This window comes from Bradyrhizobium sp. CCBAU 051011, from assembly GCF_009930815.1.
Classification (GTDB): Bacteria; Pseudomonadota; Alphaproteobacteria; order Rhizobiales; family Xanthobacteraceae; genus Bradyrhizobium.
The window spans coordinates 118,436-131,596 of record NZ_CP022222.1 but is presented as its reverse complement, the minus strand read 5'-3'; the positions used below and the strand labels follow the sequence as shown (position 1 = coordinate 131,596).

At 59.3% G+C, this 13,161-nt stretch carries 15 protein-coding genes and 2 pseudogenes; 9 read left to right on the top strand and 8 right to left on the bottom strand.

From position 1 onward, the window contains the following. The first annotated feature begins 227 nt into the window (after positions 1-227). The 4 genes from ACH79_RS00675 (at position 228) to ACH79_RS00660 (ending at position 2,961) form a co-directional block, all read left to right on the top strand. A complete protein-coding gene (locus ACH79_RS00675; RefSeq protein WP_246738370.1) occupies positions 228-1,262 on the top strand; it encodes a TAXI family TRAP transporter solute-binding subunit in 1,035 nt (344 codons plus the stop codon). Then, positions 1,220-1,876 (top strand): hypothetical protein, encoded by a 657-nt coding sequence (locus ACH79_RS00670; protein WP_246738369.1) that lies wholly within the window; start codon positions 1,220-1,222, stop codon positions 1,874-1,876. The genes ACH79_RS00675 and ACH79_RS00670 overlap by 43 nt, the downstream gene beginning before the upstream one ends. Before the next feature lie 24 nt (positions 1,877-1,900). Continuing rightward, complete coding sequence (locus tag ACH79_RS00665; RefSeq protein WP_246738368.1) at positions 1,901-2,413, top strand: hypothetical protein; 513 nt, start codon at positions 1,901-1,903, stop codon at positions 2,411-2,413. Between the two features lie 101 nt (positions 2,414-2,514). Further along, entirely contained in the window at positions 2,515-2,961 is a 447-nt protein-coding gene (locus tag ACH79_RS00660; RefSeq protein WP_161849298.1) for a hypothetical protein, read from the top strand. A gap of 860 nt (positions 2,962-3,821) precedes the next feature. Here ACH79_RS00660 and ACH79_RS00655 read toward each other — a convergent pair. From ACH79_RS00655 to ACH79_RS00635, 5 genes and pseudogenes are all read right to left on the bottom strand, one after another. Next, a pseudogene (locus ACH79_RS00655) lies at positions 3,822-5,158 on the bottom strand (transposase); the annotation flags it as partial. Between the two features lie 198 nt (positions 5,159-5,356). Further along, complete coding sequence (locus tag ACH79_RS00650) at positions 5,357-5,746, bottom strand: putative quinol monooxygenase (protein WP_161849297.1); 390 nt, start codon at positions 5,744-5,746, stop codon at positions 5,357-5,359. A 685-nt stretch (positions 5,747-6,431) separates the two neighbouring features. Beyond that, a complete protein-coding gene (locus tag ACH79_RS00645; RefSeq protein ID WP_161849296.1) occupies positions 6,432-6,689 on the bottom strand; it encodes a hypothetical protein in 258 nt (85 codons plus the stop codon). A 684-nt stretch (positions 6,690-7,373) separates the two neighbouring features. After that, positions 7,374-7,737, bottom strand: a pseudogene (locus tag ACH79_RS43590) (SOS response-associated peptidase family protein); the annotation flags it as partial. A gap of 34 nt (positions 7,738-7,771) precedes the next feature. Further along, a complete protein-coding gene (locus tag ACH79_RS00635) occupies positions 7,772-7,978 on the bottom strand; it encodes a hypothetical protein (RefSeq protein ID WP_161849295.1) in 207 nt (68 codons plus the stop codon). Positions 7,979-8,351: 373 nt separating this feature from the next. On the opposite strand from ACH79_RS00635, the gene ACH79_RS00630 reads away from it, so the two are divergent. From ACH79_RS00630 to ACH79_RS44970, 3 genes are all read left to right on the top strand, one after another. Continuing rightward, positions 8,352-8,531, top strand: coding sequence for a hypothetical protein (locus ACH79_RS00630; protein WP_246738367.1), 180 nt, complete (start codon positions 8,352-8,354; stop codon positions 8,529-8,531). Between the two features lie 307 nt (positions 8,532-8,838). Next, positions 8,839-9,594 (top strand): outer membrane protein, encoded by a 756-nt coding sequence (locus tag ACH79_RS00625; RefSeq protein WP_161849293.1) that lies wholly within the window; start codon positions 8,839-8,841, stop codon positions 9,592-9,594. A 251-nt stretch (positions 9,595-9,845) separates the two neighbouring features. After that, entirely contained in the window at positions 9,846-10,097 is a 252-nt protein-coding gene (locus tag ACH79_RS44970) for a hypothetical protein (protein WP_161849292.1), read from the top strand. Between the two features lie 85 nt (positions 10,098-10,182). Here ACH79_RS44970 and ACH79_RS00615 read toward each other — a convergent pair whose 3' ends face one another. The 3 genes from ACH79_RS00615 to ACH79_RS00605 all read right to left on the bottom strand — a co-directional run bounded on the left by ACH79_RS00615 (position 10,183) and on the right by ACH79_RS00605 (position 11,986). Then, entirely contained in the window at positions 10,183-10,710 is a 528-nt protein-coding gene (locus ACH79_RS00615; RefSeq protein WP_161849291.1) for a DUF1269 domain-containing protein, read from the bottom strand. A gap of 63 nt (positions 10,711-10,773) precedes the next feature. Next, positions 10,774-11,211 (bottom strand): Spy/CpxP family protein refolding chaperone, encoded by a 438-nt coding sequence (locus tag ACH79_RS00610; RefSeq protein WP_161849290.1) that lies wholly within the window; start codon positions 11,209-11,211, stop codon positions 10,774-10,776. Positions 11,212-11,533: 322 nt separating this feature from the next. Beyond that, positions 11,534-11,986 carry a hypothetical protein gene (locus tag ACH79_RS00605; RefSeq protein WP_161849289.1) on the bottom strand — a complete coding sequence of 151 codons (453 nt, stop codon included), beginning with the start codon at positions 11,984-11,986 and terminating at the stop codon, positions 11,534-11,536. Between the two features lie 220 nt (positions 11,987-12,206). On the opposite strand from ACH79_RS00605, the gene ACH79_RS00600 reads away from it, so the two are divergent. Together ACH79_RS00600 and ACH79_RS00595 are read left to right on the top strand one after the other, a co-directional pair. Then, on the top strand, positions 12,207-12,572 hold the full coding sequence (locus tag ACH79_RS00600; protein ID WP_161856151.1) for a hypothetical protein: 366 nt from the start codon (positions 12,207-12,209) through the stop codon (positions 12,570-12,572). Between the two features lie 238 nt (positions 12,573-12,810). Next, entirely contained in the window at positions 12,811-13,074 is a 264-nt protein-coding gene (locus tag ACH79_RS00595; protein WP_161849288.1) for a hypothetical protein, read from the top strand. Positions 13,075-13,161: the final 87 nt, after the last annotated feature.

The window sequence follows — 13,161 nt, the reverse complement described above, 5'->3', positions numbered from 1 at the left end:
AAGGTGCCCCGCTCACGCCCTTTGGGGGCGGCTTCACTTTGTCGGCCTAATCAGTTCCCCTTCGTTGCTCTTTATCATCCGTGTTCCGTTCACTATTGGGCAGACCTTGCCACCTTTTCCCGCTATGGGCTCCTTAGGAAGGCGTAGGACCGACTCGACGCGCGCCAGTGAGAAGATCACGCTTGCATTGGCGCTGTCTAAGAGGCTGCCCTTGGTGGAGGGTAGAGATGAACAACATCGCCGCAAAACCACGTTCGTTGCTGCTGCTCGCCGCGTGGACGCCCGTTCTCCTGATGCTTCTATCGACTGACGTATGCGCGCAAACCGCCAAGGGCGGAGCCTCAGACGTCCGCCGTGTATTACCACAAATCGAAAAAGAGAAGATGAACGCCTGGACCGTAGGCCTCGCCGGCGGCTTGCTCGAAGGTGCGCCCCTACGTCTCGCGGCCGAGATAGCCCGCGTCGTCGATGACGGCCCGAATTTGCATGTCCTGCCGATCGTCACTCGGGGCGCCACGGAAAATCTGAACTCGCTGCTCTATTTGCGTGGCGTTGATACGGCGATCATCAATTCCGACGCGCTCGAAGAGTACAAGATTCAGGTGCCGGAGATCCGGCGTCGGATCACTTACCTGCTCAATCTCTTCCCGTCGGAGCTGCATATCTTTGTCCGCCCTGAGATCGAGAGCTTGCAGGATCTCGCTGGCAAGAAGGTAAATTTCAACACCCAGGGCACGGCTGCGGCATATTCGGGGCCACTGATCTTCAGCCGCCTAGGCATCAATGCAGAAAAGACTTTCATTCCGCATCAGGTCGCACTGGAGCAGATGCGCAAAGGCGAGATGGCAGCCGTCGTCTTCATCACGTCGAAGCCGGTTGACGCCTTCGTAAAGGGACGCTGGGAGCCGGGCTTCAAGTTCCTTCCGGTAGAATACGAAAGCAAATTCGAGGATTACTATCTTCCCGGGGTGTTGGAGGCCGCCGAATACCCTGGACTGATCAAGCAAGGCGAACAAGTGTCAACGATTGCGGTACCGACCGCACTGGTCGCGTTCAATTGGGCCGCAAAAACAAACCGCTATCAGCGCGTCGCCCGCTTTGTCGACATGCTGTTTTCGCGTATAGGCAGGCTGCAAGGCCCGGGCTTCGACCCGAAATGGAAGTCGATCAATCTCGCTGCGACAGTCCCTGGCCTCGATCGCTTTGCGGCGGCGCAGGAATGGCTGGATCGTCAAGCGCGCGCACCCCGGGCGTCGCGATGAAGGCGATCCTTCTATCCATCGCATTCGAAGTTGCTAGCGGGATCGCTTTTGCGCAAGGCGCGGCCGATCCAATGGCGCATCTTCGCGCTTGCTCCATCATCATAGAGGATGCAGAGCGCCTGGAATGTCTGGACAGACTCTCGCGTGATATCGCAGCGCCGGATCGCGCGGCGAGGGCCGGCGACAACTGGATCATCAGCGAGACTACCTCGCCGGTAAATTATACGCCGATGGTGACCGCCACCGCGGGCTCCGAGGGCTCGTCGATGCAGCTCGCCATTTACTGCCGCGGTGGCCGTACCGAGCTGGTGGTCTCAGGACCGGCCGTCTCTCGCAGCAGTTCGGGCTACAGAATTACCTATCGCGTGAATAGCGATCAGCCGGTGCAACTTGCGGCAGGTTCGCCGTCGTTTGGAGCCGGCGCTGCGTTCACAGGTGACATCGTAGGCCTGCTGCAGTCGCTCCCCGAGGACGGTCACATTGCGGTTCGACTCACCACTCGATCGGGTGTCGCCCAAGACGGGCGTTTTTCGCTCGGCGGATTAAAGACGGCGCGAGAGAAGCTGGCAGCGGCGTGCAAATGGCCACACGTCGTTGCCGGGCCACGCAACTAATGGCCACCAGATCGGAAGAACTCCATGACGAGCCTCAGGAAAATGGTAGGAGCCGCGACGGCGATTGCAGCACTGCTCTTGGTCGTGCCGTCGTCGGAAGCGAAGGTGAACAAGCAACAATCAGCGCAGAGTGCGGTTACCAAAACGAACCTCCCTCAGGATACCAATAAGCAGCACCGCCTTATCCTGCAATTGAACAGCAACGACACGGCGATGATGAACCTTGCGCTCAACAATGCGAGCAACGTCGTCCAATATTACAAGGATCTCGGCGAGAAAGTGTCGATCGAGGTTGTCACTTTTGGCCCTGGCCTTCATATGCTGCGCGACGACACCTCGCCGGTAAAAGCGCGAATCGAGGCGCTTGCGCTGAGCAGTCCGGAAATTTCCTTCAAAGCCTGCGGCAATACCCGCGAATACATGAGCAAGGTCGAAAGCAAGGAGATTCCGCTCATCTCGGAAGCTAAGGTCGTGAGGTCAGGCGTAGTGCGCGTGATGGAACTGCAGGAGCATGGCTGGACCTACGTCAAGCCGTGAACCGGCGTCCAGATCAGGAACGGCCGCGTTTCACGATGGCGGGCCATCTCGATCTGATCTCATGCCGGACGGGGGAGTGTTATCATGTTAGATTTGGACCGATGGCTTTCATCGTGATAAGCAGTGCAGAAAGGCAGGCGCGCTGGCGCACGAGGCGGACCGCGGACATCGAGGCACTGCGTGCCGCAACCACCAAGGCCGAGCTGGCACTTGCACAGGCCGAGAACTATCTGCTTCACCAGCGCGTACTCGACCTAGAGAACGCGCTTGCTTGCCGGGAGAGTGCCGCCAAGTCTGCCCAGACCAAGGCGGCCAGCGAAGTTGCCCACCTCAAGCAGAAGAACGAGGAGCTGCAATTCAAGCTTCGTCAGATGTGGGACTGGTACAACAATGAGATCACCAAGGCGGGTGGCCTGACCTTCAAGGCAGGCAGCCTGATTGCGAAGGCGCTGCATCCCGACACCAAGCCAAGCGAGGAAGTCAGGCTGGAAGCGTTTAAGGCGTTCTCGGCTTGGAAGGGCGACAGGGATGCGGCGAAGCGCCGTTAGGCGCACCGCCTCAAAATCGCATGATCTAGATCAAGGCCGTCGCTCTACTGCCGCCAACGATGGCGCATTGTTGGCGGCCTCTGCCGGCTCAAGCTATCGAACTCGATGTGTTAGCGTGCGCGCGACCAACTCCTCGGGCGTAGTCGACCGATGCTCATGCATTAGAAAGGGGGCTTGGCTGCGGATGGGTTATTCGCCTCCGAGGCGGCAGGTCTCACGAAGCAGCAGAGTAATAACCCATCGCATTCGACGCCGTGCGCGCTGCGCTTCACGGCAGGCCGAAAATGACGCTAGCGATCGTCACGACAATGAGATGGGCCAAAACACACAAGGATCCAAGGCATGTCGGCACGCTCGCGGGGAGTCAATCCGAGGTTCGCATCACTTCTCTGCGGCTCTGCTTAAAAGCCCCAGCTGGGAGTTGGGGCAATCATAGTCTCCGGTCAGTCAGCGCCGGTATTCCCGGCGCGAATACCAAAGCCGGCTATGAGCCAAACGTTCCTATGTATTCTGGTCGTCACGGGGGAAGGGCACGCCCCGCGAAATGGAGACGGCCCCGCGTGAGTGGAGCCGTCTCCCGCTCACTGCCGACCGGCCGTCGGTGAGCGCTCCGCCGCTGCGAGAGATCTCCGACGCCGCGAACGCGGCATCACGCGGTCGGCGGCGGACAATGACTCTGTGGTCGGCTCCTTAAAAGTGAGCCGCTCTGACCTAAGGGTAAATCCGCGATGTCCGCTTATCCGCCAACAACGACGCAGAAGATGACGTTGCACGAGGTCCGAGAAGGGCCGATTCCGTTGAAAAAGGCGGCAGTAGTTTCGTCGTGAACGCCCGCTGTTCCGCGGACGAGTCGGCTTGATGGGCATCGGGATCAGCTTGGCCATCTTTACGAAGGTTCTGAGCGGTTGCAGCGAGGGTGAACTCATCACGTGCGCCATTCGGACCCCTTAGTCGTAGCCGATCGAGCTTGAGAATGCGCTTGAGGTGCGCGAACAGCATCTCGATCTTCTTCCGGAGCCGACGTGAAGTGCGGCCTTCCCATGATCTTGCGATCTCGCGCGCCATGTCGCGAGCGCCCTCGTAGATCGAGCGCGGCACTTTGCAGGCCGGAGTGTTGGGGCAACACCTGCTTCTCAGAGAGCATGCTTGACAATCGTGCTTGCTCGCACGGTAGAGGATCGTCGCATCGTCGTTCACCGGCGTCCCTGTGGTGGTGAGGGTTTTGCCACCGGGGCAACGATAGATATCCCCGGCATGATCATAGGTGAAGTCCTCGCGCGAGAAGGTCCCGTCGGTGCGGGCCGACTTGTCGAAGACGGTCACGTGCGGCTCGATCCCGTGCTCGTAGAGCAGCCACCCCAGCATCTCGGCGGAGCCATAGGCGCTGTCACCAAGAATCCGGCCCGGATAAAGATCGAACCGTTCGAGCGAGCGTTGGATCATGCGCTTGGCGGCCAACACTTCCGCCTGGCGGATCGCCGTGGTCGCCTCGACATCGACGATGATCGCGTTCTCAACGTCGATCAAGTAGTTCGTCGAATACGCAAAGTAAGCTTGTCCGCCGTGCGCTCCCGTCCAGCGCGCCGCCGGATCGGAGGGCGACACGAACTTCGGCGTGACCTCCGTCGCAGCACCGAACGCGGCATCATCAAGAACGGCAAGGTATTCATCGATTGCTCGACCCGCGGCCTCCGGTGGAAGCCCCTTGCTGCCTTCGATACCCTTCTGCCGGATTGGCATCCGCTTTGATCAGGCTCGCGTCGACCGCGAACCCTTCGCCACCGACTAGCCGCTCCCGGATGCAGTGGCGCAAGACGGCCTCGAACACGCGACGGAAGAGATCGCTCTCACGGAAGCGGCCGTGCCTGTTCTTCGAGAAGGTCGAGTGATCGGGGACAGCCCCGTCCAGTCCCAGCCGGCAAAACCAGCGGTACGCCAGATTGAGGTGGACTTCATCGCAGAGGCGACGCTCCGATCGTATGCCGAAACAATAGCCCACCAGGAGCATCCTGATCATCAGTTCGGGATCGATCGAAGGTCGTCCGATGTTGCTGTAGAACGGCGCCAGCTCCCGTCGCAGGTCCTCAAGCTCTACGAACCTATCGATCGACCGGAGTAGGTGGTCGGCCGGGATGTGCCTTTCGAGCGAGAACTCATAGAACAACGCAGCTTGTTCGATTTGCCGATGCCCCATCATGACCTTCAGTCCTGCCAATTAGACAGACTGAATCACTGATATCTCTGCGTCGCAACAGCCGCCTTTTTCAACACAATCGGCCAGAAGCTGACTCAGGCTGAGCCCCGAACTAGCTGCAAACTAGCGCGCGAAGTGCCTAGCATTACAGACGAATGGATCGCGGGATGACTCGCAAAAATTTGTGACAATCGAACAAGCTCACCTTCGCTTGACGCCAAGCAGGATAGGTACCGTCTCGCGAAGCTTTAGTGATTTCACAATGTCCTGAGTGGCGGTCTTGTACTTTTTGAAATGAGCCGTTTCAAGATGCGTTTTGTATGCTTCCACGTCCGTGTATATCTCAAAGACGGTGATGTGCGCCGGATTCTCCTTGTCGGCGACGGAATACAAGGCCAACACACCTGGTTCGATCCGGAGGGCCGCTTCGATCTGTTCCTTGACTGCGGCCTGGTAAGCCTCCAACTGGACCGGATCGATTTCGATCTCGGCCACTCGCACGTAGGGTTCTTTACCGCCCTGACCGTAGCTGGGCCCCCCTGTCATCGTCAGCATTACGGCACTCAGCACGAGAAGTTGCCTGAATTCCATGTCAATCTCCTTGCATTCTCCAAGCGCTTGCGGCCGCGACCGTTCCCGCCGCCCACGGATATCTCGGACCAAGGTCGCTGCCAACGTGTATCCTGTAATGCAGCCCACACGGCGCCTCTTGGCGTAGGGCTTCACATAGGCCGGTGGCATCCATCGCACCGTATGGCCCAATGCCTCAGTTCTGCTAGAGCTGATTTACGATTTGGGTCACAAGCGGCGGTGAGGAATTGCGCATGCCATGCGGTCCCCTGCTGAGACCCGACATGACGAATGCTTTAGCGTTGTTCGGCTACGGACCAAGGGCGGTCATTCGAGATTGGATGACCGAAGTCGTGTCCTGGAAGGGGGGTGACGCGAGCAGCGATGACCTCCGCCATCTCGACGTTGCTCTCGACGAGCGGCGAGGTTGCACTCGTTAGTAAACCCGAGCGCGAGGGCAATGGCGACGCCGGTCACCCTTAGGCCAAGGGTCGGATGTTCGTGATAAGCCCGAGCGAGTGGACCGCCTTTGATGTCGAACCAATCCTCCAGTCATGCGGTGGCCGACCGGATCGCTCGTCAGAGCAACGACGGGGATAGGTCGATTTTGCGCGGCGGGTAGATGCGGTCCATGCAGAGGCCGAAGCGCTACCACGTCACCCGCGAACGTGTGATGTGATGCGTTGAATGGCGATAGAGCTTTTGATCAGCCTGGGCGGATCAGGTGCGCGAGCATGGCGGTGCAAGCGATCTCGGCCTCGACAAGCGTCATAAAGGGAGAGCCGCCGACCTTTATGGCGCATCGGCTTTGGTGGATCGGGCGCCAAGATGCCAGGTAACCATGGCGTCCGCGGAGGCCGGGACCGCTGCAAGTTTCAAAGCTGATCACAAAGGAGAAGCCGTTGCTTGTCGCACTCCATATATGCAGGTCCTCGACGAGACCGCTGACGCGGTTGAATTGCATGACAATCCCACACGAGCCCCCATCAGGAGGAAACAGCACTTCGCTGATTCGGAAAATGCAGTTCTGCTGACCTAACGTTGTTTGCCCCAGAGTGGCCACAGCGCAGGCTCGTCGTCTAATTTCTTTGAACGACTACTGCCCAAACAATTGTCCATCACTGAGTTGAAAACATGCGTCAAGCGATAAGAGCCGTCGTCCGCACGGATTTTGCGCCCAAACGAAAAGGACCACCGGAACGACCGATGGTCCTCAAAGCCTTGCGGCCTTCGTGTCGCATGTATGTTGCCAGTTAGCTGCGGACAGACTGGCGGCTGCCGCAGGGTTGACCCTCGCTTTGCACTGGCCGTTTGGACTCTGACCTTTGGACCCTTTGCCGTTGAGACGTCGGTCCCGTCGGACGCCTGTCACCCTTGGCTTTGGTCGTTATCGGTACTCGTCACTGTTGGCGCGGGATGGTGCGAGAAACCAGTCAATCAACCGAAGAAGCCAACGCTAGATAAAAGCGCCAGTTCCATCATTAAGACCACCAGGGCACAACTTTGTTTAGGCTGGGCAAATTTGGTTTGAAACTTTTCGGGGCATGCATGCCGACGCAGGCTAACGATGTCTGTTTATAGGGGGTAGAGCGGAAGTCGTCGGTACGTGGCCAAATCGAACGCTCGACTTAAACAGTCGACGTAACGTTCATGCGACAGCCTTGTCTTCTTTGTCCGCACCACGCATCACGATCTTCAAGGCGTCATCGGGCAGAGGACGCTGTAACGTCTTCGCTTCGTCCCACGGCGTGCGCATCCAGACATCGCGCTCTTCATCGGTCGTCACGATCACCGGCATCGCCTTCGGTTGGATAGGCTCGACGATGGCGTTAGGTGATGTCGTCAGAAAGCCATAGACCGTGCGGCCCCGCTATCGGCTTCGACTTGGTGCTGCCTTCCCCGTTGTAGGTCGTCCACATGCCCGCGAAGGCGAACAATGGACGGTCCTCGTTGAGGTCGAACCAGACCACATCCCTTTTCTTGGTTTCCGTTTCGGATCGGGGCGCGTATTCGTCGACCCGACTGAAACCAGCGCAGGGAAACTAGTCAGTCGATTGGCATGAGCCGTTCGTCCCACTGCGCCGCAAGGTTCTTGATCTGCTCGAAATTCAGGATCGCCGGTTCACTCTCGCGGACGATTGTTGTCCGCTTGCGTTCCTTGGGCAGCAACGTCATCGCGCGCAATACGGCCGCGCGCAGTTTCATCGAGCCGTGATCTGTCAGGGTGACGAACTCTTCGGGGTCAAGGGCCATGGGTCCACGCCTACACTACCGGCTGGCCCGCAAGCCAGCACACGCGCCCCGAATGCCCAACTCTCCAGATAATCCAACTTGGTTAATAGCTAGTTATCGTTCGGCTCTGTCATTCTGAATTGGCGCGCGCGGTACACCCGTACTTGCACCTCGACCTATGCGCCGCCCGATTTCAAATGGTTGGCTTAAAGGAGACGGCTGCCGTCAAGCTCACAGTTGCATGCCGGGAGGCGTCGCGACGGTGCCCGGCGGGCAGTGGCACGCGAAGTCTATCAGCAACGTCCTGGGGCAAGCAGGCGTTTTGAATGCCTGAACGGCTGGTGCTCCGCTGTTAGGTGAAAATGAGCTAAGCTATTTGCATGGAGGAGTGCCGATGGCCGATCCGAGAGACGTGATCTACGCCGCGATCCATTCCGCGTTTGTCAAATATCCCAAGGAAGATGATCCCGCTTCGCACGATCATTGGATACAACCGGAAGAGGCCGCTCACCTGACCAAGGTGGTTATGACGGAGCTTGAGACCAACGGGTTCGAGATCGTGAAGCGGAAATAGGTGTAGGCGTTACCTCGGGCGCACCTGGAGCGGTTGACCGACACCAAGTTGATGCGCGCATCGCGATGGCTGGACACGCTGCGGAAAGCTTTCCGCCGTTCACCCGCCTACTATCCGTTGGGTCGCGCTGACATGAAGGAGGTCAATCCACAGTTCTGACACGCGTCTGCCTTGTTTCAAAAACGGACTGTTGCCGGCAAGTCACGCCATTTCCGGGAAAATCATGCAAACTTACTTACAGTTGTAATTCGGAAGTGCACTTCAACTTGGTGGTCGCGACAAGGCGACGGGGGATGGAGAAATTACGATGAAGAAGTTTTTACTGGGGACTATCGGGTTGCTTGCTCTCGGGATGGGCTCTCCCGCTTCGGCCGCTGATATGGCCGTCAAGGCACCGCCACCCGCGCCGCTTCCGGTGATCTACAACTGGGGCGGCTTCTACATCGGCGCCAACGGCGGCTGGGGTCAGAGCCGCAACTGCTGGGATTTTGTTAACACGGTGGTTGGCACCTTCGCTGAGGGCTGCCACGAGCGGTCCGGCGGCGTCGTCGGCGGCCAGATCGGTTATCGCTGGCAAGCCAATCAGTGGGTGTTTGGCCTGGAAGCCCAGGGCGATTGGGCGGATCTCAGCCATACGCGCGTCAGCCTGTTCGATCCTACGCTCTCCCTTCGCACCAAAACCGATGGCATCGGCCTCTTTACCGGCCAGATCGGCTACGCCTGGAATCAAGTGCTGCTGTACGTAAAGGGCGGCGCGGCGGTGACCAGCAACCGCTTTAGCATCCTCGACAACCTTAACTTCGGCGCTGAACTGGCCTCGGCAAGCTCGACCCGCTGGGGCGGCGTCGTGGGTGTCGGATTTGAGTACGGCTTTGCACCGAACTGGTCGGTCGGCGTTGAATACGACCACCTGTTCATGGGCGATGCCAATAATACGTTTACGATTGTCGCACCTTTTGCCGCTGTGCTCAACAACCGGGTCAGCCAGGACGTGGATATGGTCACCTTGCGCATCAACTACCGCTTCGGCGGTTACGGCGCACCGGTCGCAGCGAGATACTGACCTCGCGTTATTTCGACTTCTCCAGCAAACTAGGTCGGCAGAAATGCCGACCTTTTTGTTGGAGGTTACATGTCTGAGAAATCCGTCAGGTCCGCGACACGCCCACAATCGAACAACGGCAGGTCGCTGCCGATTGCATAAATCAAGCGCTTGAGAAGTCGGACATCGCCGAAATTTGTCACGCCATTGCCGCCGCCACCCGGCCTGCACGCAACGCTACGTCCCGCCGTCGGGCGGTTCCGGCTGATGGCTTGTCGATTGCCGGCCGTCCTTCCGGCGCCCGCCTGCCGGCGGCGATCGATGCCTTGAGCCCGATTGCCGATGCCCTGGGCACGATCGCCGACATTGGGCCGGTTCGTTCCCTGACCCAGCCCCTGGCGGCCGCCACCTGGACGCTGGTTGGGATTGCCGAATCTCTGCTGGAGGTTCGCATTGTTGTAGCGCGCGCCCTGGCGATGCGCCGGATTTGTGCTGCCAGTGCTCGACGCGGGCGCCGCGGTTGATGGGCTGCCGCCCCAGTAACCGCCGCGGCCCCAATAACCGCCCGTCGCCCAGCGGCGCGGTCGCCGGCAGGCGGTCGCAAGCGTTTCAAACGCGCGGCAAATCAGGAGGCGAAGCCGGTACCGCCGCTTTGACCTCTGCCAGAGCCGCTTGCAAGGCGGCTTCCTTAGTGTGGTCGAGAGAAGTCTTTAGCACCGCGCCGCCTTCGCCTTTGAGCCTCTCAAGAACCTTGTCTGCCGTGACTTTGCGCACCAGTACGAAGAGTGCTGCGGTTCCAGGTTGAATGGCAGCAGCGGTCTCCTTCATCCATTTGTCGTCAATGCCGACATCCGTCAAATATCCGCCGAGCGTGCCGGACGCTGCGCCAAGGGCAGCGCCAGCCAGCGGCATCAAAAAGATCAGGCCAATCAGCGCGCCCCAAAAGGTGCCAGTAACCGCACCAGCAGCCGTGGTATTGATCAGTTGATTTAGCTTGATGTTTCCGTTGCTGTCCTTCACCGCAACCACGGCATCGCCGAGTTCGATCAGATAGTCCTTCTGCATGGTCAGCAATTTCTGACGAACTTCCTCTGCCTTCGCCTCGGTTGGGAATGCAATCACGACAAGATCACTCATCAGTTCTGCTCCTCTACTCGAACGAGAAAATCTTCTTCCAGTTTCTTCGTTCTAGTCGGGCCTTTATTTCTTGCCCCACCAGTCGAATATTCCGCCGATGCGCCCGCCAGTGTCGAACGCTTTCTTCTGCTTCGCGTCCAGGCTGTCATAAAACGCCTGAAGCTTGGGCTCGACTGCCTTCAGGCCGGAAAGCCTGGTCTCCGCCATCTTTGCGGCGAACGCCATTCGGCCCGGCGTCGTAGAAAGATCTTTGTCAGCGCATAGCAACTTCTTCGCAGAAGCGTCGGCAGACGCAGAAGCACCAGTCAAATCTTTCAGCGCCGCTTTTTGAGGATCGGTGAGTTTAAGCCGCCTCGCTAGGCCATCGGTGTTGGCAACGGGCGTCGCCCCGCCGCTGCAAATCGCCCTTGCAAATCTCGTCTCAAGCCACGAGCCTTGGGCGCGCGCTGGCGTCGTCGCAAAGGCCAGAATGGCAAGGAAAATCAGGATTGCTGAATGCATGACAGACCTCCAGCCAGACATCGGCCCTAAACAACGATATCCTCGGCCCGACGCCAACTTCGTTGATCTAGATCAGTTGATTGTCATGAAGCGCAGCTGAAAGCGGTGAACATCGCCAAGCTGCCCGAGTTAGCTTAACAGCTCACGCGAGCTTGTGCGGAGCAGTTGACAGACAACTGATGTCCGCCGTGGGTCAAAAATCGGAAGAACTTGCTTTGAGCACACTTGGTCTGCTGTGCTCCCGGAGGCGACATACGGTTTCGTGGCAATCCATATCGTCAGACCTGTTGCTCTAACGGCGGTTCGCCGACCACATCGGCCATCACGCTGCAGGCTTCGGCTCACGCCTGACCTGAAACACCACCTGATCGATCTTGCGCCTCACCACCATGTCGCGGCTGCACCGCGCCGCCATGCCGCTCAGATGCGTGAGAACGACCCCGGCAAGGGTGTCGATCAACTCATCAACGTCCGCCCGCCGGACCAGTTCTCGCTTCTTCTCCATCAACCGCAGTTGCAGCATCTCAGTCTTGGCCTTGACGTGATCAGCGTCGGCCTCCGCGCGCGGCGATTGCTGCCGCTTGCGCCGCAAGTATCGCAGATAGGCAACGCGGCTCTGGTCGAGCGCAAAGCCGTCACCTTGCCGCTGGATGACGCCTTCGGCTTCGAGTTTGGCGATGTAGGTTCGGCTGCAAGGTGCAGCGCCAGTGCCGACGAGCTCACGGTCGCAGGCTGGGCGACGTGACGGGCAACCAACGCTGACGGTCTCAGCCATCGTGTTCGTTCCTGTTGCGTCGCGGCAAGATACTCCGATTGCTTGCAGCATCCGCGTGAATGGGCGGTGATCGAGCAGTCGTTCACGTAGATGAACGTGAGGTTTGTTTGATCCAGGTCAAGGGCGCGAAGCTCCCGCGCGCGAGGCTTCAACTGACCCGCGGTTCGGTGCGATGTGCAGGTGTCCGCGGCTTCCCTATCTCGAAGAAGGAGAACTCCTAATGTTGCGTCGAATTCTCATCGCTTCGGCAGCCGCAGCCTTGCTGCTGGTCACCTTCACTCCCGATGACGCGTTCGCCCGACGCGGCGGTGGTATGCGCGCTGGAGGCTTCCACGGCGGTGGCGCTGTCGCAGTTCGAGGACCCCGGGGCGGCGCTGTCGCTGCTCGTGGATATCGGGGTGGCGCGGTCGCTGTGCGCGGCGGGCGCTACGGCTATCGCGGCTACGGCTATCGCGGCTACGGTGTCGGCGCGGCGGCGGTGGGCGCGGCCGCGGTCGGCGCAGCCGCGGCGGGGGCCTACCGCGGCGGCTGCGGCTACGACACCTACGGCAACTGGGTTTGCCCAAACCGGTACTATCCGTACTGAGTGGCGCGACGCCGTTGGCCGATGGGGCGCGAAGCCGATGATGAGGTCATCGGCATAGCGCACAATGACCATGTCGCCGGTGGCCATAGTGCCGTCGGCAACGCGTTGGCCTGGTGCAGATCGAGTTGGCACATCGCGTCATTCCCAGCGCTGCGGAACGTGCCATGCCTGGACTTGCCCCTGGAGCAGACGTTCAGAGGCGCTCCGCGCAAGTCGTCGTTACACCGTGGAGTATGCGATGTGGGTTCTGATGTACGTCTTTTCCTACTCCGTCAGCCCAGCCGCCTCCAATGATAGGGCGGAATGGAGGCTCCTTCCGACCGTGGTGTTTCAGGAGTTCTCCAACGAAGAACGATGCAGGGCGGCTAAATCGGCGCTTGAAGAAAGTTTAAGGGATGCCGGAGCCAAGCTGAGAAGTGGCCTGGAAGACTTGAAGACCATCGGCAAGGCCGATCCGGCCCAGATTATCATTGCCTACAATGTGGAATGTCTTCCGAAATAAAGCCAAGCAACCACCGTCCATTTCATCACCTCGATGATATTGCATCGCGCCATTCGCTGCGCTGCCGTTGGCGTGCCGGCACGCGTG

Coding starts and splice junctions, on each gene's coding strand:
- ACH79_RS00675 (WP_246738370.1), top strand. CDS start 228: ATGAACAACATCGCCGCAAAACCACGTTCGTTGCTGCTGCTCGCCGCG.
- ACH79_RS00670 (WP_246738369.1), top strand. CDS start 1,220: ATGGCTGGATCGTCAAGCGCGCGCACCCCGGGCGTCGCGATGAAGGCG.
- ACH79_RS00665 (WP_246738368.1), top strand. CDS start 1,901: ATGACGAGCCTCAGGAAAATGGTAGGAGCCGCGACGGCGATTGCAGCA.
- ACH79_RS00660 (WP_161849298.1), top strand. CDS start 2,515: ATGGCTTTCATCGTGATAAGCAGTGCAGAAAGGCAGGCGCGCTGGCGC.
- ACH79_RS00650 (WP_161849297.1), bottom strand. CDS start 5,746: ATGGAATTCAGGCAACTTCTCGTGCTGAGTGCCGTAATGCTGACGATG.
- ACH79_RS00645 (WP_161849296.1), bottom strand. CDS start 6,689: ATGCAATTCAACCGCGTCAGCGGTCTCGTCGAGGACCTGCATATATGG.
- ACH79_RS00635 (WP_161849295.1), bottom strand. CDS start 7,978: ATGGCCCTTGACCCCGAAGAGTTCGTCACCCTGACAGATCACGGCTCG.
- ACH79_RS00630 (WP_246738367.1), top strand. CDS start 8,352: ATGGCCGATCCGAGAGACGTGATCTACGCCGCGATCCATTCCGCGTTT.
- ACH79_RS00625 (WP_161849293.1), top strand. CDS start 8,839: ATGAAGAAGTTTTTACTGGGGACTATCGGGTTGCTTGCTCTCGGGATG.
- ACH79_RS00615 (WP_161849291.1), bottom strand. CDS start 10,710: ATGAGTGATCTTGTCGTGATTGCATTCCCAACCGAGGCGAAGGCAGAG.
- ACH79_RS00610 (WP_161849290.1), bottom strand. CDS start 11,211: ATGCATTCAGCAATCCTGATTTTCCTTGCCATTCTGGCCTTTGCGACG.
- ACH79_RS00605 (WP_161849289.1), bottom strand. CDS start 11,986: ATGGCTGAGACCGTCAGCGTTGGTTGCCCGTCACGTCGCCCAGCCTGC.
- ACH79_RS00600 (WP_161856151.1), top strand. CDS start 12,207: ATGTTGCGTCGAATTCTCATCGCTTCGGCAGCCGCAGCCTTGCTGCTG.
- ACH79_RS00595 (WP_161849288.1), top strand. CDS start 12,811: ATGTGGGTTCTGATGTACGTCTTTTCCTACTCCGTCAGCCCAGCCGCC.